The organism is Caulobacter endophyticus (genome assembly GCF_029543245.1).
GTDB classification, from domain to species: Bacteria; Pseudomonadota; Alphaproteobacteria; order Caulobacterales; family Caulobacteraceae; genus Caulobacter; species Caulobacter endophyticus_A.
In genome coordinates this window covers 1-18177 of record NZ_JARQWV010000013.1, presented here as the reverse complement: position 1 = coordinate 18177, position 18177 = coordinate 1, and the positions used below count along the sequence as shown (strand labels likewise).

The 18177-nt window shown below is 68.9% G+C and carries 16 protein-coding genes; 5 read left to right on the top strand and 11 right to left on the bottom strand.

The window, feature by feature from the left end; all coding sequences use genetic code 11:
• Positions 1-42 precede the first annotated feature (42 nt).
• A complete protein-coding gene (dnaK, locus tag P7A99_RS13645) occupies positions 43-1950 on the bottom strand; it encodes a molecular chaperone DnaK (RefSeq protein ID WP_277794380.1) in 1908 nt (635 codons plus the stop codon).
• A 314-nt stretch (positions 1951-2264) separates the two neighbouring features.
• Positions 2265-4904: a M1 family metallopeptidase gene (locus P7A99_RS13640; protein ID WP_277794379.1), complete on the bottom strand. Its 2640-nt coding sequence runs from the start codon at positions 4902-4904 to the stop codon at positions 2265-2267.
• A gap of 92 nt (positions 4905-4996) precedes the next feature.
• On the opposite strand from P7A99_RS13640, the gene P7A99_RS13635 reads away from it, so the two are divergent.
• On the top strand, positions 4997-5614 hold the full coding sequence (locus P7A99_RS13635) for an alpha-ketoglutarate-dependent dioxygenase AlkB (protein ID WP_277794378.1): 618 nt from the start codon (positions 4997-4999) through the stop codon (positions 5612-5614).
• A 238-nt stretch (positions 5615-5852) separates the two neighbouring features.
• Here the strand turns inward: P7A99_RS13635 and dnaA are convergent, their stop codons facing one another.
• The 5 genes from dnaA to mutM all read right to left on the bottom strand — a co-directional run bounded on the left by dnaA (position 5853) and on the right by mutM (position 10769).
• A complete protein-coding gene (gene dnaA, locus P7A99_RS13630) occupies positions 5853-7340 on the bottom strand; it encodes a chromosomal replication initiator protein DnaA (protein WP_277794377.1) in 1488 nt (495 codons plus the stop codon).
• A gap of 429 nt (positions 7341-7769) precedes the next feature.
• Positions 7770-8045 (bottom strand): 30S ribosomal protein S20, encoded by a 276-nt coding sequence (rpsT, locus tag P7A99_RS13625; protein WP_058347097.1) that lies wholly within the window; start codon positions 8043-8045, stop codon positions 7770-7772.
• 137 nt (positions 8046-8182) lie between these two features.
• Positions 8183-8968, bottom strand: coding sequence for an enoyl-CoA hydratase (locus P7A99_RS13620; RefSeq protein WP_277794376.1), 786 nt, complete (start codon positions 8966-8968; stop codon positions 8183-8185).
• 27 nt (positions 8969-8995) lie between these two features.
• Positions 8996-9856, bottom strand: a complete 861-nt coding sequence (locus P7A99_RS13615) for a TraB/GumN family protein (RefSeq protein ID WP_277794375.1) — start codon at positions 9854-9856, stop codon at positions 8996-8998.
• 49 nt (positions 9857-9905) lie between these two features.
• Entirely contained in the window at positions 9906-10769 is an 864-nt protein-coding gene (gene mutM, locus P7A99_RS13610; protein ID WP_277794374.1) for a bifunctional DNA-formamidopyrimidine glycosylase/DNA-(apurinic or apyrimidinic site) lyase, read from the bottom strand.
• An 83-nt stretch (positions 10770-10852) separates the two neighbouring features.
• On the opposite strand from mutM, the gene P7A99_RS13605 reads away from it, so the two are divergent.
• Positions 10853-11611: a class I SAM-dependent methyltransferase gene (locus tag P7A99_RS13605; protein WP_277794373.1), complete on the top strand. Its 759-nt coding sequence runs from the start codon at positions 10853-10855 to the stop codon at positions 11609-11611.
• Positions 11612-11616: 5 nt separating this feature from the next.
• Positions 11617-13125 carry a 2-polyprenylphenol 6-hydroxylase gene (gene ubiB, locus P7A99_RS13600; protein WP_277794372.1) on the top strand — a complete coding sequence of 503 codons (1509 nt, stop codon included), beginning with the start codon at positions 11617-11619 and terminating at the stop codon, positions 13123-13125.
• 133 nt (positions 13126-13258) lie between these two features.
• Here ubiB and P7A99_RS13595 read toward each other — a convergent pair whose 3' ends face one another.
• Together P7A99_RS13595 and P7A99_RS13590 are read right to left on the bottom strand one after the other, a co-directional pair.
• A complete protein-coding gene (locus P7A99_RS13595) occupies positions 13259-13684 on the bottom strand; it encodes an HIT domain-containing protein (protein WP_277794371.1) in 426 nt (141 codons plus the stop codon).
• Complete coding sequence (locus P7A99_RS13590; protein ID WP_277794370.1) at positions 13677-14723, bottom strand: MaoC family dehydratase; 1047 nt, start codon at positions 14721-14723, stop codon at positions 13677-13679. The genes P7A99_RS13595 and P7A99_RS13590 overlap by 8 nt, the downstream gene beginning before the upstream one ends.
• A gap of 132 nt (positions 14724-14855) precedes the next feature.
• On the opposite strand from P7A99_RS13590, the gene mdh reads away from it, so the two are divergent.
• Positions 14856-15818 (top strand): malate dehydrogenase, encoded by a 963-nt coding sequence (gene mdh, locus P7A99_RS13585; protein ID WP_101720443.1) that lies wholly within the window; start codon positions 14856-14858, stop codon positions 15816-15818.
• A 237-nt stretch (positions 15819-16055) separates the two neighbouring features.
• Here mdh and P7A99_RS13580 read toward each other — a convergent pair whose 3' ends face one another.
• Both P7A99_RS13580 and P7A99_RS13575 read right to left on the bottom strand, forming a co-directional pair.
• On the bottom strand, positions 16056-16487 hold the full coding sequence (locus P7A99_RS13580) for a CBS domain-containing protein (RefSeq protein WP_277794369.1): 432 nt from the start codon (positions 16485-16487) through the stop codon (positions 16056-16058).
• Positions 16488-16564: 77 nt separating this feature from the next.
• On the bottom strand, positions 16565-17470 hold the full coding sequence (locus tag P7A99_RS13575) for an NAD(P)H-binding protein (RefSeq protein ID WP_277794368.1): 906 nt from the start codon (positions 17468-17470) through the stop codon (positions 16565-16567).
• Positions 17471-17566: 96 nt separating this feature from the next.
• On the opposite strand from P7A99_RS13575, the gene P7A99_RS13570 reads away from it, so the two are divergent.
• Positions 17567-17986: a winged helix-turn-helix transcriptional regulator gene (locus P7A99_RS13570; protein ID WP_277794367.1), complete on the top strand. Its 420-nt coding sequence runs from the start codon at positions 17567-17569 to the stop codon at positions 17984-17986.
• The last annotated feature ends 191 nt before the right edge of the window (positions 17987-18177 follow it).

Below are 18177 nucleotides of genomic sequence, written 5' to 3'. Positions count from 1 at the left end.
GCGAACGGGTCTCGAAAGAACGTTCGCCGGCGCGTCCATGGCTTAGGAAGCCGGCTTGTCGGCGCCGTCCACTTCCTCGAACTCGGCGTCAACGACGCCGTCGTCCGCGGCGGCCTCGGCGCCGGCTTCGGCGCCTTCACCACCCTGCTGGGCGGCGTACATGGCCTCGCCCAGCTTCATCGAAGCCTGGATCAGGGCTTGGGTCTTGGCCTGGATGGCCTCGACGTCCTCGCCTTCCAGGGCGGTCTTCAGCTCGGTGACGCCGGTCTCGATCGCGGTTTTTTCAGCCGCGCCGACCTTGTCGCCGTGCTCGGCCAGGGCCTTCTCGGTCGAGTGCAGGATCGCCTCGCCCTGGTTCCTGGCCTCGACCAGCTTCTTCTTTTCTTCGTCCGCGGCCTTGTTGGCCTCGGCTTCCTTGACCATGCGCTCGATGTCGCTGTCCGAGAGGCCGCCGTTGGCCTGGATGCGGATCGAGTGCTCCTTGTTGGTCGCCTTGTCCTTGGCGTGGACCTGGACGATGCCGTTGGCGTCGATGTCGAAGGTGACCTCGATCTGCGGCACGCCGCGCGGCGCCGGCGGGATGCCCACCAGGTCGAACTGGCCCAGGATCTTGTTGTCCACGGCCATCGGGCGTTCGCCCTGGAACACGCGGATGGTCACGGCCGACTGGTTGTCGTCAGCGGTCGAGAAGGTCTGCGAGCGCTTGGTCGGGATCGTGGTGTTGCGCTCGATCAGCGGGGTGAACACGCCGCCGAGGGTCTCGATGCCCAGGGTCAGCGGGGTCACGTCGAGCAGCAGCACGTCCTTGACGTCGCCTTGCAGCACGCCGGCCTGAACGGCCGCGCCCAGCGCCACGACTTCGTCGGGGTTCACGCCCTTGTGGGGTTCGCGACCGAAGAAGTCCTGCACCGCCTGCTGGACCTTGGGCATGCGGCTCATGCCGCCGACCAGGATCACTTCGTCGATGTCGCTCTTCTTCAGGCCGGCGTCCTTCAGAGCCTGTTCGCACGGACCGATGGTGCGGGCGATCAGGTCGTCGACCAGGGCTTCGAGCTTGGAGCGCGACAGCTTGATGTTCAGGTGCAGCGGGCCCGAGGCGTTCATGCTGATGAACGGCAGGTTGACCTCGTACTGAGCCGTCGACGACAGCTCCTTCTTGGCCTTCTCGGCTTCCTCGCGCAGGCGCTGGAGGGCCAGCTTGTCCTTGCGCAGGTCGACGCCCTGCTCCTTCTTGAACTCGTCGGCCAGGTAGTCGACGATCCGCAGGTCGAAGTCTTCACCGCCCAGGAAGGTGTCGCCGTTGGTCGACTTCACCTCGAACACGCCGTCGCCGATCTCCAGGATCGAGACGTCGAAGGTGCCGCCGCCCAGGTCGTAGACCGCGATCTTCTTGCCGTCGTTCTTGTCCAGGCCGTAGGCCAGGGCCGCCGCGGTCGGCTCGTTGATGATGCGCAGGACTTCCAGGCCGGCGATCTTGCCGGCGTCCTTGGTCGCCTGACGCTGGGCGTCGTTGAAGTAGGCCGGAACGGTGATGACCGCCTTGGTCACCGGCTCGCCGAGGTGGGCTTCGGCAGCTTCCTTCATCTTCTGCAGGATGAAGGCCGAGACTTCCTGCGGCGAGTAGTCCTTGCCGTGGGCCTTCACCCAGGCGTCGCCGGTCGGGCCCTTGACGATCTCGTAGGGCACCATGCCCTTGTCCTTCTCGACCACCGGGTCGTTCGCATTGCGGCCGATCAGGCGCTTGATGGCGAACAGGGTGTTGGTCGGGTTGGTCACGGCCTGGCGCTTGGCGGGTTGGCCGATCAGGCGCTCGCCGTCCTCGAGGAAGGCGACGACCGACGGGGTGGTGCGAGCGCCTTCGGCGTTCTCGATCACCTTCGGGTTCTTGCCGTCCATGATGGCCACGCACGAGTTCGTGGTGCCAAGGTCGATACCGATAATCTTGCTCATGTGGTGTGCCTGCAGCTCCTCGAATGGCGGACGGCGGTGACAAGGGCCTTATCAGAAGCGCCCCGGTTTTTCTCGGTCCGTCCCCGTCTGGTCGCGTCTAGGGTTGATCCAAAATCCTGCCGCCTGGACGAACCAGGCGAAAGGAGAGGCTTCAATCGAAGTTGACGAGCCCGTCAACCCCGCTTCGATGCCCGATATGGGGGATACGCGTGCAGCCGCAACCCCATTCCCGCAGCGAAAGAAGGGGAATCTGCAAGACGGAAGGTCGCAGCGTCGGCCAGTCGACCCTTGGCCGACGCCGCGAAAAGTTCCGTTCAGCCGGCCTTGGCCACCCAGGCGGTGATCGCCGGCAGCCGCTCGCGACGCACCTTGGCCCGGTATTCGATCGCCGAGACCGCCTTGTCGGCCTCCTTGCGCGAGCCTTCGGCGAGGTTGGCGGCCGCCCAGGCCTTCAGCTTCTCGGCCGTCTCGACCTTGCCCGAGGCCTTGGCCAGGCTCGGGATGAAGCGAGTGCGGGCGCTGTTGTCGACCTTGGCGTCGACGGCGTCGCGATGGGCCGTGGCGAAGTCGAAGGCCATGTCCGGATGGCGCGAGGCCACGGCCGAGATCATGCCGGCCGAGTTGGTCTCGCCCGGCTCGGCGGTCAGGGCCAGGTCCAGGGCCTTGCGGGCCAGGGCCTCGTCGTCGGCCGCGGCCAGCAGGTTGTAGAGTTGGGTGCGGACCAGCGGCGTCTTCTCGGCCTGGGCCTGGGCGTGGATGGCGTCCCAGGTCGCGGCGTCGGCGTTGACGGCCACGACGCCCAGGATCGTCTTGCGCAGCGGGCCGGGGATGGCGGCCGGGTCGGTCTTGTCGGCGGCGAAGCGCTTGCGGGCCTCGGCGACCACGGTCGGATCGCCCAGCTCGCCCAGGGTGGCGATCAGGTCGCCGCGCAGGATGGCCACGGTGTCGAGCTCGCCGGCCTTGGCCTCCCAGCCCACGCGGGCCAGCAGCGGCGACAGGCGGGCGATGGCCAGCTTGCGGAAGGCGGCGCGCTCGGGCTGGCCTTCGTAATAGCCGTCGATGGTCGACAGCACGCTGGCGACCTTGGACAGCACCTGCGGGTCGGCCTCGGCCGGCGTGGCGGCGATCAGGGCCAGGGCGTCGGTCGGCGACTGCTGGCCCGCCGTACCCATCGACCAGGCGTCCGACAGCAGGCCCAGCTGGTCGATCGCCGGCAGCTTGCCGAAATCGGCCGCCAGGCGCTGGAACTGGGCCGGGGCGTAGAGGGTGCGGTAGTAGCCGCTCTGGCCGGCGTTGACGACCACGGGGCCGCAGCCCTCGACCGTCAGGCTGGCCTTGCCGCCCTCGACCACGGTCTTGGCGACGGCGGCGCCGTCCAGCGCCTTGGCGACGACCGGCACGCGCCAGGCCAGGGGCGTCTTGTCGGGGAAGTCCTTGCTGAACTCGCCCTGGGTCAGGGTCAGCACCTGCTTGCCGGCCTGGCAGGCGCCGGCCTCGACGCGGATCAGCGGCACGCCCGGCTGCAGGGTGAAGTCGTGGGCGATGGCGGTGATCGGCTTGCCGGCGGCGGTCTCGACCGCCTTCCACAGATCGTCGCTGACCGTGTTGCCGTAGGCGTGGGCCTTGATGTAGGCGCGCACGCCGGTGCGCCAGGCGTCTTCGCCGACATAGCCCTCGAGCATGCGGATGACCGCCTCGCCCTTCTGATAGGTGATGGCGTCGAAGGCCTGGCTGGCCTGCTCGACGGTCTCGACGTGCTGCACGACGGGGTGGGTCGTCACCAGGCCGTCCAGGTTCATGGCGTATTCGCGCCCGCCGACGGCGGCCAGGGCGGCGTTCCATTCGGGATGGAACTTCTCGGTCGCCCGGCCTTCCATCCACGAGGCGAAGCCCTCGTTGAGCCACAGGTCGTCCCACCAGGCCATGGTCACCAGGTTGCCGAACCACTGGTGGGCGGTCTCGTGGGCGACGGTGGTGTAGATGTTCTGGGCGTCGCGCTGGGTCGAGATCTTCGGATCCATCAGCAGGGCGTATTCGAAGTAGAAGATCGCCCCCCAGTTCTCCATGGCGCTGAAGAACTGGCTGCGGCCGGGGGCGGCGATGTGGTCCAGCGCCGGCAGGGGATAGTTCACGCCGAAATAGTCGTTGTACCAGGCCGTCATCGGGCCGGCCGACTCCAGCGCGAACTTCGCCTTGGCCAGGTCGCCCTTCTTGGTCACCACGCCGATGTCGACGCCGGCGGTCTTGATGCTGGCCCGCTCGAACTCGCCCAGGCCGAAGAACAGCAGGTAGGTCGACATCTTCGGCGAGGTCGCGAAGGTCACCTTCGTCTTGCCGTCGCCCAGGTTGACGCTCTTGGCGATCGGCATGTTGGAGAGGGCCATCTGGCCGGTCGGGATCGTCGCCTCGACGCTGAACGTCGCCTTATGGAACGGCTCGTCCCACGAGGGGATGAACCGGCGGGCGTCGGAGTTCTCGAACTGGGTGTAGAGGGCGCGCCTCTGCCCTTCCTCGGTGTCGTAGTCGAGGGCGAACAGGCCCGCGGCCTGGGTGTAGATCTTGCCGGCGTAGTCGATGGCCAGCACGTGCTTGCCCTTGGCCAGCGGCGCCTTGACGGTGAAGGCCGCCGTCTGTGCGTCCTCGTCGACCTTGATGGTCGCCGGCTTGCCGTCGATCGTGGCTTTCGCGAACGTCAGCTCGGCCGCCTGCAGCGTGATGGTCGCGGTCGGCTCGGTCACCTCGACGGCGATCTTCACCGAGGCGGTGAAGCTCATCGCCTTGGCGTCGGGCGTGAAGGCGAGGTCGTAGTGGGTGGGATGGGCGTTGCGCGGCAGCTGGGTGGTGACGGTGGCCGGCGTCGCGCCTTTCGAGCCCGAAGCGGCCGGAGCGGCGAGGGCGGTCCCCGAGGCGAGAAGCAGCGTGACCGCGGCGGCGGTGGACAGAAGACGACGCATGAACGGCCCTGGTATGGAATGATCGTGCGGAGAAACCCGCGAAGGCGCGAACCAACACCCATCCGCCCGTCCACAGGCATTAATTCCGCGTAATGATGACCCCCGTCAGCCTCGTCCCCGGTTTCGATCTCTGGCCCGGCCTGCTGTCGCCGGACGCCCAGCGCGCCCTCGTCGAGATCGTGCTGGCGGCCGCGGCGATCGCGCCGCCGGCCAATTACGCAACGCCCTACGGCAAGGCGATGAGCGTGGCGATGACCAGCCTGGGCCCCCTGGGCTGGACCAGCGACGCGGCCGGCTATCGCTACGCCGACCGTCACCCCGGGACCGGCGCGGCCTGGCCGGCGATGCCCCAGGCGCTGCTCGATCTTTGGGCGGCGCTGGGCGATCCGGAGGTTCCGCCCGACGCCTGCCTGGTCAATTTCTACAGCCCCGAGGCCCGCATGGGCCTGCACCAGGACCGCGACGAGGCCGACCCGCGCTTTCCGGTGCTGTCGATCTCGCTGGGCGACACGGCGGTGTTCCGCATCGGGGGAACGTCACGGAAGGATCCGACCCGCTCGTTGCGCCTGTCGTCCGGCGACGTCTGCCGGCTGTCCGGCCCCGCGCGCCTGGCCTTTCACGGCGTCGACCGCATCCTGCCGGGCTCCTCGCGGCTCGTGCCAGGGGGAGGGCGGATCAACCTGACCCTCAGGCGGGCGCGGGCGGCTTAGCACTTCCCTCTCCCCTTGCGGGAGAGGGTGGCCCGCGAAGCGGGTCGGGTGAGGGGTCTCTCAAAACTCAAAGCCGCGTGCGGCGGTTGAGGCGGGTCGCTAAACCGACAGGACTATCGACCCCTCATCCGTCGGCCTTCGGCCGCCACCTTCTCCCGCAAGGGGAGAAGGGCCATGACCAAACGAAAAGGGCCGCCCCTTGCGGAGCGGCCCCTTCGGTCGACCTGTGAAGCCCTGATCAGCCGCGCAGCTTGCGGGTGATGGTTTCCAGGTCCTGGCTGAGCACGGCGTCTTCCTGGCGCAGGGCCTCGATGCGGCGCACGGCGTGCAGCACGGTGGTGTGGTCGCGACCGCCGAAGCGACGGCCGATGTCCGGCAGCGAACGGGTGGTCAGCTGCTTGGCCAGCCACATGGCGGCCTGGCGCGGACGGGCGATGGCGCGGTTGCGGCGCTCGCTGAGCAGGTCGGCCTGCTTCATGCCGTAGTGCTCGGACGTCGCCTTCTGGATGTCGTCGATGGTGATCCGCTTTTCGCCGCCGCGCAGGTGCGGGCGCAGGATCGCCTGGACTTCATCCAGCGACAGGCGCGACAGGCGCTCGCCGGCGCGGGCGGTCAGGGTGTTGAGCGCCCCTTCCAGCTCGCGGACGCTGTCGGTGAAGCGGTCGGCCAGGAATTGCAGCACTTCGGGGCGCACCGAGCCGGTGAAGCCTTGGGCGCGGCCGAGGGCCTCGATCTTGCGCTCCAGGATGCCCAGGCGCAGCGAGCGGTCGGCCGGCTCCATGCCGCAGACCAGGCCCGCCGACAGGTGCGAGCGCAGGCGTGCGTCCATCTCGGTCATGGCCGAGGGCGGACGGTCGGCCGAGAACACCACCCGGCGGCCGTCCTCGACGAGGGCGGTCAGGGTGTGGAAGAGCTCTTCCTGGCTCGACTGCTTGCCGGCGATGAAGTGCACGTCGTCGATGATCAAGAGGTCGGCGCCGCGCAGCTCGTCCTTGAAGGCCGTGGTCTGGCGATCCATGACCGCGCGGACGAAGGTCGACAGGAAGCGCTCGGCGGTCAGGTACACGACGCGCTTGTTCGGGGCGGCGCGCATGGCCTCCCAGGCCAGGGCGTTCAGCAGGTGCGTCTTGCCGAAGCCGTAGGGGCCGTGGAACAGCACCGGGTTGAAGTGGCCGTCGGCCCAGCTGGCGACGCGGCGCGCCACGGCGTGGGCGAATTCGTTGGCGGGGCCCGGAACGAAGCTGTCGAACGTGAAGCGTTCCTGCAGGCCCTGGATCGGCGAGGTCTTGCCGGCGACGGGGGCCGCGGCGGCGGGAACGTCGCTGGAGACCGGCAGCACGATCTCGATCGGCTGCGGCTTGGCCTCGACATAGACGGCGCCGGTCGTGGCCGAGGCGGCGTCGGCCGAGGCTTCGAATTCGAGGCGCGACTTCAGGTCCAGGCGGCGGCCCACGGCGTCGCCGGCGGCCCAAAGCTCGCCGATGCGGCGCCAGGCGCTGCGACGGATCCAGTCGCGCGCGATGCCGGTGGGGGTGACGAGCACGACGTCGCCGGCTTGCGTCTCGCGCAGCACCGCGGGCGCGATCCACGAGCCGAAGGCGGCGTCGCCCAGCTCGCGCTTCAGGGAGACGCAGACCTTATTCCACACGATGCCGGCAGGCTCGCGCGTGACGGCGGCATACGCCGCCGACAATTCCTGACTGGCCGCCCCGACCTTGATCGACATCAGTTCACCGCCTCGCGCCTGCATACACACAATTACAGATTTGCCGGTCGCAAGCCCCCCATGGCGCACGACCGAGCTCAGAAACTCTCCCCCCGCATTTATTGAGGACACACAGGGGCTTAACCGGCGAACGCATGGTGTCCGCCGCCGCCGCTGTCGTCACAAGACTGGGAGAGCGCTGAGACCTTTAAACTAGCCACCGGCCCGGGCCGGTCAAACGGAAAACTTGCGTCCGATCGCGGATATTTCTGTTGACTCGCGACACCGCCTCGCCCGTCAAGGGAAAGCCGTTTTGAAGACTTTCGTTCGACGAGCCGGGGGGCAGGTAAAGGAGTACATAGACAAAGCAAAAGCCGACCGAGTTGCCTCGATCGGCTTCTACAAGTCTTTGATTTCGCTGAACGAACGGTGTTCGTTCGCGATCTGGACTTAGGCGGCGGCCTTATCCAGCTTCTTCAGACGGGCGGCCAGGCGCGACACCTTGCGCGAACCCGTGTTCGGGTGAACGACGCCCTTCGAGACGGCGCGCATCAGCTCCGATTGAGCCTCGATGAACGCGGCCTTGGCGACGGCGACGTCGCCCTTGGCGATGGCGTCTTCGAACTTGCGCAGGAAGGTGCGGACGCGCGAACGACGAGCGGTGTTCACTTCGGTGCGACGGGCGATCTTGCGGATCGCTTTCTTGGCGCCGGGATTATTGGCCATGGATAGGACCTTCAAACGGACGGCCGCGCGGGCGGCCGCGAAGCAGGTGAAATCAAGAGCGCGCGGATATACGGGAAGCCCGCCGACCGGTCAATCCATCCACAATGGGAATCTTCGCCCGGCGAGCGACCGGCGCGTCACGAACCCTTGAACGCGGGTTTGCGCTTCTCGACGAAGGCGGCCATGCCCTCCTTCTGGTCGTCGAAGGCGAACAGCGAGTGGAACAGCCGCCGCTCCAGCGCCACGCCCGTGGTCAGGGTGGTCTCGTAGGCGGCGTTGACCAGTTCCTTGTTCATGGCCGTGGCCAGGGGCGACTGGGCGGCGATCCTGGCGGCGACCTTCACGGCCTCGTCGACCAGCTGGTCGGCCGGGAAGATCCGCGAGACCAGGCCCGCGCGCTCGGCTTCCTCGGCGTCCATCATCCGGCCGGTCAGGATCATGTCCATGGCCTTGGACTTGCCGACCAGGCGGGTCAGGCGCTGGGTGCCGCCGATGCCGGGCGCGACGCCCAGATTGATTTCGGGCTGGCCGAACTTGGCGGTGTCGGCGGCCAGGATGAAGTCGCACATCATCGCCAGCTCGCAGCCGCCGCCCAAGGCGTAGCCGGAGACCGCGGCGATGATCGGCTTGCGCACCGTCTCGATGGCCCGGGCCTGGGCCGTGAAGAAGTCGGCCTTGAACATGTCGGCATAGGACTTGTCCGACATCTCCTTGATGTCGGCCCCGGCGGCGAAGGCCTTGGGCGAGCCGGTCAGCACGATGCAGCCCACCGTGTCGTCGCCCTGGGCCTGGGCCAGGGCCTGGCCCAGCTCGGTCAGCAGAACGCTGTTGAGGGCGTTCAGGGCCTCGGGCCGGTTCAGGCGGATCAGGGCCACGCCGGGCGCGGTTTCGGGGCGTTCGACGATCAGGGTCTCAAAGGCCATCGGCCGTCCTTCCTCATTCCTGGCCGTCTAGCGCGGCCCTTCGACATCGTAGCCCAGGGCGCGCAGGCGGGCCGGCAGGCCGTCGGGACCCAGAAGGTGCCCCGCGCCGACCACCACCACCGTCCGGCCCGATCCGGCCAGGCGCGCTTGCAGGGCGTCCATCCACCGTGCGTTACGCTCGACGATGAACCGACGATAGAGGGCGGGCGAAGATTTCCGCATTCCGCCGACCACGGCGCGCTCCAGCGCCTTCTGATCGCCCTGCGACCAGGCGGCCACCAGCCGGCGATAGGCGCCGGGGTCTTTTTCCAGCTGTTTGACCGTGGCGTTCAGGGTCCGCACCTGGTCGGTCTCGGAGGCGCCGGCGAACAGGGCCATCTGCTCGTCGGGGGTCTCGAAGGCCTTGCGCGCGACCTTGGGCGGGGCGGCCGCCTGCAGCCGCCGCTCGACCCCGTCCTCGGCCAGGCCTTTGTCCTGGGCGAAGGCGGCCGTGGTCAGCCGCACCTCGGCCATCCACGGCTTGAGGCGTTCCAGTTCGCTCATTGGCACGTCCAGGCGATCCGCCAGCTTGCGCAGCCGGGCGGCGGCGCGGGGCTTCAGCCGCGAGGTCAGGGTCTGGCCCGGCGGCAGCAGGCCATAGGCGCCGGCCAGGTCCTGCATCCGCCGGTCGGCGGCCGCGTCCATCGGAACCTCGAACCACAGGTCGTCGGCCTGGGCGAGGGCGGCGTCCAGGGCCGGCGGCTTCCAGTCGAGGTCCCTGGGCAGCACGTGCATCGAGCCGAACAGCACGATCTCGGAATCCGCGTCGCGCACCGTCCACACCGGCGGCGCAGCCAGGGCGGGCGTGGCCAGCAAGGCGGCCAGGGCGACGAGAAGGGAACGGAACATCACGCCAAACCGATATGTCGCGCCGCAAGCGGAGCAGGCGCGGCCAGGGTCATTTCTGACAAACGGGGCAGAAAAAGGTTGAGCGCCCGGCCTGCACCTCGCGGGCGATCACCCCCTTGCAGCCGGGGGTGGGGCAGGGCTCGCCCTCGCGGTCATAGACCCGGAAGCGGTGCTGGAAATAGCCCAGCGCCCCGTCGGCGGCGGCGAAGTCCTTCAGTGACGAACCGCCGACCTCCACCGCCTCGGCCAGCACGTCCTTGATGGCTGCCGTCAGCGGACCCAGTCGCTTGCCGGCGATCTGGCCCGAGGGCTTGAACGGCGAGATGCCCGAGCGGTGCAGCGCCTCGCAGACATAGATGTTGCCCAGGCCCGCCACCGTCTTCTGGTCCAGCAGCAGGGTCTTGGGCCCCTGCTTGCGGCCGCCGAAGGCCTTCACGAGCGTCTTGGCGTCGAAGGCGTCGCTCAAGGGTTCCGGTCCCATGGTCGCGAACCACGGGTGGCGGTCGACGCGGTCCGTGGCGATCAGGTCCATGAAGCCGAACCGGCGGGGGTCGTAATAGGTGACGGTCGCGCCCTCCTCGGTCTCGAAGACCACGTGGGCGTGCTTGTCGTCCGGCTTGACCTCGCGGGCGAAGTCGCCGGGCCTCACCGATCCTTCGGGCGCCGCGATCTCGAACCTTCCGGTCATCCCCAGGTGCATCACCAGGGTGTCGCCGCGATCCAGCGGCGCCAGCAGGTACTTGGCCCGCCGCTCCAGCCGCAGGATTCTCGCGCCGGTCAGCCGCTGGACGAAGCCGTCGGGCAGGGGAAAGCGCAGGTCGGGGCGGTTGGCGCGTACGCGAGACAGGCGCGCGCCGGACAGGACGGGCTCGAGTCCGCGGCGGACGGTCTCGACTTCGGGCAGTTCGGGCAAGGAAGACCCCTTAAAACGATGACGCGGCGCGAGACGCGGTCTAATAGGCGAAGATCATATAGAGAGCCCGACCCGTAGACGTCATGAGCAAGCCCTCCGCCACTTTCGGATTCAAGGACGTGGACCCCGCCCTGAAGGCAGGTCTGGTGCGCGGGGTCTTCGACCGTGTCGCCAAGAACTACGACCTGATGAACGACCTGATGAGCGGCGGCGTGCACCGTCTCTGGAAGGACGCGGTCGCCGCCCGCCTCAACCCGCAGCCGGGCGAGATCATCATCGACTGCGCCGGCGGCACCGGCGACATGGCCCGCCGCTTCGCCAAGATGGCTCGTTCCGCACAGCAGCGCCGCGGCGGCCCCGACGCGACCATCAACATCATCGACTACAACGCCGAGATGATCATGGCCGGGATCGAGAAGGGCGGCGAGCCCGAGATCACCTGGACCGTGGGCGACGCTCAACGCCTGCCGCTGCCCGACGCCTATGCCGACGCCTATGTGATCTCGTTCGGCATCCGCAACGTCACCGACATCGACGCGGCCCTGCGCGAAGCGCGCCGCGTGCTGAAGCCCGGCGGCCGTTTCCTGTGCCTGGAGTTCTCGCGTCCGGCCACCGAAGCGCTCGCGAAAGCCTACGACGCCTACAGCTTCAAGGTCATCCCTCAGGTCGGCGAATGGGTCGCCAAGGACCGCGACGCCTACCAGTACCTGGTCGAAAGCATCCGCCGCTTCCCCGACCAGAAGACCTTCCTGTCGATGATCGAGGCCGCCGGCTTCAAGCGCGCCACCTACACCAACTTCACCGGCGGCGTGGCGGCCCTGCACCAGGGCTGGGCGCTCTAGAGCCCATGCAGCGACTGTCCGCGTTCGTCCGCCTGATCGGCGCCGGCTGGCGCCTGGTGCGCGCCGACGCCCTGGTTCCCAAAGAGGTCGAGCCGCTGCTGCCGCCGTCGGCCAAGCTGGCCGGCCGGTTCCTGCGCCTGTTCGCCGGCGGCAAGACCCGTAAAGGCCGTCCGGGCGAGCGCCTGGCCCGCGCACTGGAAGGTCTGGGCCCCGTCGCCATCAAGATGGGCCAGTTCCTGTCGACGCGGGCCGACATCTTCGGCGCGACCTTCGCCGAGGACCTGTCGCACCTGAAGGACCGCCTGGCGCCGTTCCCGACCGCGATCGCGCGGGCCGAGGTCGAGCGCAGCCTGGCCCGGCCGATCGACAGCCTCTACGCCAGCTTCGGCGAGCCGGTCGGCGCGGCCTCGCTGGCCCAGGCCCACGAGGCGACCCTGCTGGACGGCGCCAAGGTCGCCGTGAAGGTGCTGCGTCCGGGCATCGAGCGCCGCGTGGCCGAGGACAGCGCCACCCTGCGTCTGGCCGCCGATCTGGCTCATCGCCTGGTTCCCGCCGCCCGCCGCCTGCGTCCGCGCGAGTTCGTCGAGGTGGTGATCCGCGCGCTCGACCTGGAAATGGACCTGCGCTTCGAGGCCGCCGGCTGCGCCGAGTTGGGCGAGGCCATGGCGCTGGACACCCACATGCGCGCCCCGGCGGTGGTCTGGGACGGCGTCGGCAAGCGGGTGCTGACCCTGGCCTGGGCGCCGGGCGTGCCGCTGTCGGATGCCAAGGCGCTGGAGCAGGAGGGCCTCGACCGCAAGGCCCTGGCCGACAACGTCACCCGCGGCTTCCTGGCCCAGGCGCTGGACCACGGCCTGTTCCACGCCGACCTGCACGAGGGCAACCTGTTCGTCAGCGCCCCGGCCGCCATCACCGCCGTCGACTACGGCATCGTCGGGCGCCTGGGCCCGGCCGAGCGCAAGTACCTGGCCGAGATCCTCTATGGGTTCCTCAGCCGCGACTACGTCCGCGTAGCCAAGATCCACTTCGACGCCGGCTATGTGCCCGCCCACCAGGACATGGACGCCTTCGCCCAGGCCCTGCGCGCCGTCGGCGAGCCCGTCTTCGGCCGCGACGCCCGCCAGGTGTCGATGGGCAAGCTGCTGGCGCAGCTGTTCGAGATCACCGCCCTGTTCGAGATGGCCCTGCGGCCCGAGCTTGTGCTGCTGCAGAAGACCATGGTCACGGTCGAGGGCGTGGCCCGCCGCATCGACCCGGCCCACGACCTGTGGGCGGCCTCCGATCCCGTCGTCCGCCGCTGGATCGCCCGCGAGCTGTCGCCGGTGGCGCGGATGAAGGAACTGGCCGACGAGGCCCTGCGCGCCCTGAAAGCCATGGCCCGCTACGCCGAACAGCCGCCGGCGCCTCCGGCGGTGGTCGTGGAAAAGCGCCCCGTGTGGCCGTGGGTCCTGGCCGGCGCGGCCGCCGCCGCCCTGGCCTTCGCCGCAGGGCTGGGTGTGGCGACGTTGCTCTGATCCTTCTCCCCTTGCGGGAGAAGGTGTCGGCGATAGCCGACGGATGAGGGGTCGAAAGCCCTGTCCGATAGTTCTGAGAGACCCCTCACCCGACCCGCTACGCGGGCCACCCTCTCCCGCAAGGGGAGAGGGGTCAGAGGTTGAGCGCCTTCCGCGCCGCCGCGATCGCCGCGGCGCGCACGTCCTCGGGATAGGGAACGCCGGCGCTGTGACCCCACACCGGACCCGGCCAGGCCGGATCGCCGGCGCGGCGGCCCAGCACGTGGACGTGCAGTTGCGGGGTGACGTTGCCCAGGGCCCCGAGGTTCAGCTTGTCGATCGCCAGGCCCAGCACCTTGGCCACGGCCCGCACGGCCGCGCTGGCGGCGACGGCTTCCTCGGTCAGGGCCGCGCGGCCCTCCGGCGACAGGTCCTCGATCTCGACCAGGCCGTCGGCGCGGGGGATCAGCACCAGCCACGGATAGCGGGCGTCGTCGTGCAGGCGCACGTGGCACAGTTCCAGCTCGCCGACCGCGTGCGAGCTGGCCGGGAAGGCCGGGTGCAGAGAAAAATCAGCCACGCTTGGGGACCCCCGCCCAGTAGTCGAAATCCAGGATCACCGCCGGGTCATAGACGCCCTCGGGATCCTTGTCTGGGAAATCCGTACACGGCCTGTCCCTGGTGGCGACCAGCCGCAACCGCAGGGCGCCGAGCGCTCCCAGATCCGCCTTGTCCAGCACCTGGCTCCAGGCGAACGCCGTCGAGCCCGCGAAGAACGGCGCCACGTGGCGGCCGCCGTTGATCCCCAGGATCAGGCCGGCGTTCTGCAGCCCGTTGAAAGACAGGGCCTTGGCCGTCGAGATCACCACCCCGCCATAGACGAGGCGGCGGCCCGACGGGTCCTTGCTCCGTTCGAACTGGTTGAAGTGCACCTTGGCGGTGTTCTGCCACAGGCGCGTGGCCATCTGGTGCTCGGCCTCTTCCACCGCCATGCCGTCGACATGGTCGATCTTCTCGCCGACCGCGTAGTCCTCGAAGGCGTGCGGCGCGCCGGCCAGGGCCCAGTCGTAGGCCGAGAAATCCAGCCCCGGGGGAACCACCAGGTCCTGTGGCGCCACCGCCTTGGCCAGGTCCGGAACCGTCTGCCCCTCGACCACGGTCGCCGGGTCGCGCTTTCGCACCATCACCCAGCGCACATAGCTCAGCACCGCCTCGCCGCGCTGGTTGGTCCCGGTGGTGCGCACATAGACGACGCCGGTTTTGCCGTTGGAGTTCTCCTTGACCCCGATCACCTCCGAGGTCGCCGCCACGGTGTCGCCTGGAAACACCGGGGCCAGGAACCGGCCCTCGGCATAGCCCAGATTGGCCACGGCGTTCAGGCTGATGTCGGGAACGGTCTTGCCGAAGACGACGTGGAAGGCGACCAGCGGGTCGACCGGCGCTGCGGCCAGGCCGCTGGCCCGCGCGAATTCGTCTGACGAGAAAAGCGAAAACCGCGGTCCGTAGAGCGCCGTGTAAAGCGCGACGTCGCCGGCGGTCACCGTGCGCGGCGTAGCGTGGACCAGCACCTGGCCGACGCGGAAGTCCTCGAAAAAGCTCCCAGGATCGGTCTTGCTCACGGCGCCTCTCCTTGTGTTTGTTGTGATCGTTTTGCCGCAGCGCAGCGAAACGGGAAAGGGGGCTTGAGACTGAGCCGCGAGGGGCGTAGACCGCGCCCCGACATTTCCTGTCCACAGCCTGATGGAGACCCCATGGCTCGCGCGAAGATCGCCCTTATCGGCGCCGGCATGATCGGCGGCACCCTGGCCCACATCGCCGCTCGCGAAGAGCTGGGCGACGTGATCCTGTTCGACATCGCCGAAGGCACCCCGCAGGGCAAGGCGCTCGACATCGCCGAAGCCTCGGCCGTGTTCGGCAAGGACGTGGCCCTGAAGGGCGCCAACGACTACGCCGACATCGCCGGCGCCGACGTCTGCATCGTGACCGCCGGCGTGCCGCGCAAGCCGGGCATGAGCCGCGACGACCTGCTGGGCATCAACCTGAAGGTCATGAAGGCCGTCGGCGAAGGCATCAAGGCCCACGCCCCGAACGCCTTCGTCATCTGCATCACCAACCCGCTCGACGCGATGGTCTGGGCCCTGCAGCAGTTCTCGGGCCTGCCGAAGGAAAAGGTCATCGGCATGGCCGGCGTCCTGGACTCGGCGCGCTTCGCCTACTTCCTGGCCGAAAAGACCGGCGTGTCGGTCGAAGACATCCACGCCTGGACCCTGGGCGGCCACGGCGACGACATGGTCCCGATGGTCCGTCACTCGACCGTCGGCGGCCTGCCGCTGCCGGACGCCGTGAAGGCCGGCTTCCTGACCCAGGAAGAACTGGACGCCATCGTCGAGCGCACCCGCAAGGGCGGCGGCGAGATCGTCGCCCTGCTGAAGACCGGCTCGGCCTTCTACGCCCCGGCTGAAAGCGCCATCGCCATGGCCACCAGCTACCTGAAGGACAAGAAGCGCGTCCTGCCGTGCGCCACCTTCCTGAACGGCGAATACGGCCTGTCGGGCCTGTACGTCGGCGTGCCGGTCGTCATCGGCGCCGCCGGCGCCGAGAAGATCGTCGAGTTCGAAACCAACGACGCCGAAAAGGCGATGTTCGCCAAGTCGGTGGAGTCGGTCCAGGGCCTGATGGAAGCCTGCAAGGCCATCGACCCGTCGCTGGTCTAAGACCGGTTCGACACCTCGATACGACGAAGGGCGGCCCCGAAAGGAGCCGCCCTTTTTCTTTTGGCCTTCCCAAACCTTCTCCCAGAGGGAGAAGGAGGGGCCCGCGCCGCAAGGCGTGGGAGGATGAGGGGTTAGGGACCGAGGACGGCGTGCCGGCACGACGTCAGGCGCCGTCACCCCTCACCCTCCCAGGCTATCGCCTGGGCCCCTCCCTCTCCCCTCCGGGAGAGGGGAAAATCAGTGCGCCGCCTCGCCGGGCTCCTGCGAAATCTCCTCCAACGTCCTGCCGACCTGCTTGGCGCCGTAGTCCTTGGCCACGTCGCCCAGCGACAGGATGCCGGTCAGGTTTCCGCTCTCGTTGAGCACCACCAGGCGGCGGACCTGGTTGTTGGCCATCTTGGCGGTGGCGTCGGCCAGGATGTCGTCTTCCTTGACCGACAGCACCTCGCCGTCGCTCATCACCTCGGAGACGGGGCTGTCGAAGCTGCGGCCCTCGGCCACCACGCGCAGCACGATGTCGCGGTCGGTGACCAGGCCCAGGACCTTGCCGTTGTCGACCACCGGCACCACGCCGCTGTCGATCTTGGCCATCACTTCGGCGACCTTGCGGATGCTGTCGCCGGGACGGGCGACCGAGACCTGGCTGGTCATGGCGTCGCTGACTTTCATGGGTCTTCCTCCTTCTGGGGGAGTGGAATTGGACCCGCTAGAAACCCCGCGACGCCGCAGACCGTTCCGCTTGTTCTCTAGGCCAGCGCCGCCTTCTGGCCGGCGAGGAAGGTCGCGACCGAGGTCGGCGCCTTGCCGGTCAGGCTTTCGACGGTGTCGGTGAGCACGGCGTGGCGGCCCTCGGCTGTGTCGTGATCGAATACGGCCAGCAGCTCCACATAGGCCGGCGGCAGACCCGCGCCCGCCAGGCCCGCGCGCAGGGCGTCCAGCGGGATATCCTGATGGGCCACCGGCTTGCCCGAGACCTGCGCCAGCAGGGCGGCCAGCTGGTCCTGGGTGACCGCCTCGGGGCCCGTCACTTCGAGGACTTGGCGGCCTTCCGCGCCCAGCAGGGCGGCGACGTCGGCGCGGGCGCAGTCCTCGCGGGTGACATAGGCGCGGCCCTTGCCGGCGGTGGCCGTGTAGAGGGTCCCGCTGGCCAGGGCCTGGCCCGCGCCCATCAGGATCGTCTCGGCATAGAGGTGGTGGCGCAGGATGGTCCAGTCGAGCGAGGCCTGCGCGAAGATCGCCGCCTCGGTCCAGAAGTGGTCGTCCAGCCCTTGCGCCTGCGGGCGCACGCCGGGGGCCGAGGTGTAGGCGATGTGCTTGACGCCGGCCTTGACGGCCGCGGCCACGGCGGCGCGGTGCTGGGCGATGCGGCGGCCGGGCTTGTCCAGCGCGTCGGTGCTGACCAGCAGCAGGCGGTCGACGCCGGCGAAGGCGGTCTCCAGCGAGGCCGGGTCGTCGAAGTCGGCGGCGCGCACTTCGACGCCCTTGGCCGCCAGGTCGGCCAGCTTGGCGGGGTCGCGGGTGGTGGCGATCACGTGCGGGGCGCCGGCCTCCAGCAGCAGTTCGACCACGCGGCGGCCCAGCTGGCCTCCGGCGCCGGTCACCAGAAGGCGGTCGTTCAGGAAGGGCTTGGCGGGAAAGAGCTGGGCGGTCATCGAAGGCGTCCTTTGCTGGTCTCTTTTCGAGACCAGGTGTAGATGTGAGACCGATCGTGCGCCGTAAAGACGGCAGTTTTCCGGGAGATAGGCACCTTGAAGGAACCACCGATCCTCTCACCGCAAGCCATGTGCGAGGCTATGGACGGTTGGCGCGACCAGGGCTTCACCAGCGCCGACTGCCCGGTGCGCGACGTCGTCGACCACCTGGGCGACAAGTGGAGCACGCTGATCCTGTCGCTGCTGTTCATCGGTCCCAAGCGGTTCGGGGCCCTGCGCCGCGCCGTGCCCGACATCTCCCAGCGGATGCTGACCCAGACCCTGCGCGACCTGCAGCGCGACGGCCTGATCGAACGCCAGGTGTTCCCGACCAAGCCGCCCAGCGTCGAATACAGCCTCTCAGCCCTGGGGATGTCGCTGCAGACCCCGCTGAACGCCCTGATCGCCTGGGCCGTGGAGCACCACGGCGCGATCCGCGAGGCGAGAGCACGCTATGACAGGGCCGAGGCGGCCTGAAAGATCCTCCCCCTCCGGGGAAGGTGTCGCCGAAGGCGACGGAGGGGGGAGGTTCTCAGCTTTCGAGACGCTGGCCAGGCAGCCCGCTCCTCCCCCGCTTGCGGGGGAGGGGGACCGGCGAAGCCGGTGGAGGGGGCGAGACTGGGCTACCGAGGTCCAGCAGCCCCACCCGTAAAATCCCCGCCAAAGCG

Bases quoted from the DNA above. Each gene is read 5' to 3' on its own strand.
- dnaK (WP_277794380.1), bottom strand. From the start codon at position 1,950: ATGAGCAAGATTATCGGTATCGACCTTGGCACCACGAACTCGTGCGTG.
- P7A99_RS13640 (WP_277794379.1), bottom strand. From the start codon at position 4,904: ATGCGTCGTCTTCTGTCCACCGCCGCCGCGGTCACGCTGCTTCTCGCC.
- P7A99_RS13635 (WP_277794378.1), top strand. From the start codon at position 4,997: ATGATGACCCCCGTCAGCCTCGTCCCCGGTTTCGATCTCTGGCCCGGC.
- dnaA (WP_277794377.1), bottom strand. From the start codon at position 7,340: ATGTCGATCAAGGTCGGGGCGGCCAGTCAGGAATTGTCGGCGGCGTAT.
- rpsT (WP_058347097.1), bottom strand. From the start codon at position 8,045: ATGGCCAATAATCCCGGCGCCAAGAAAGCGATCCGCAAGATCGCCCGT.
- P7A99_RS13620 (WP_277794376.1), bottom strand. From the start codon at position 8,968: ATGGCCTTTGAGACCCTGATCGTCGAACGCCCCGAAACCGCGCCCGGC.
- P7A99_RS13615 (WP_277794375.1), bottom strand. From the start codon at position 9,856: ATGTTCCGTTCCCTTCTCGTCGCCCTGGCCGCCTTGCTGGCCACGCCC.
- P7A99_RS13605 (WP_277794373.1), top strand. From the start codon at position 10,853: ATGAGCAAGCCCTCCGCCACTTTCGGATTCAAGGACGTGGACCCCGCC.
- ubiB (WP_277794372.1), top strand. From the start codon at position 11,617: ATGCAGCGACTGTCCGCGTTCGTCCGCCTGATCGGCGCCGGCTGGCGC.
- mdh (WP_101720443.1), top strand. From the start codon at position 14,856: ATGGCTCGCGCGAAGATCGCCCTTATCGGCGCCGGCATGATCGGCGGC.
- P7A99_RS13580 (WP_277794369.1), bottom strand. From the start codon at position 16,487: ATGAAAGTCAGCGACGCCATGACCAGCCAGGTCTCGGTCGCCCGTCCC.
- P7A99_RS13575 (WP_277794368.1), bottom strand. From the start codon at position 17,470: ATGACCGCCCAGCTCTTTCCCGCCAAGCCCTTCCTGAACGACCGCCTT.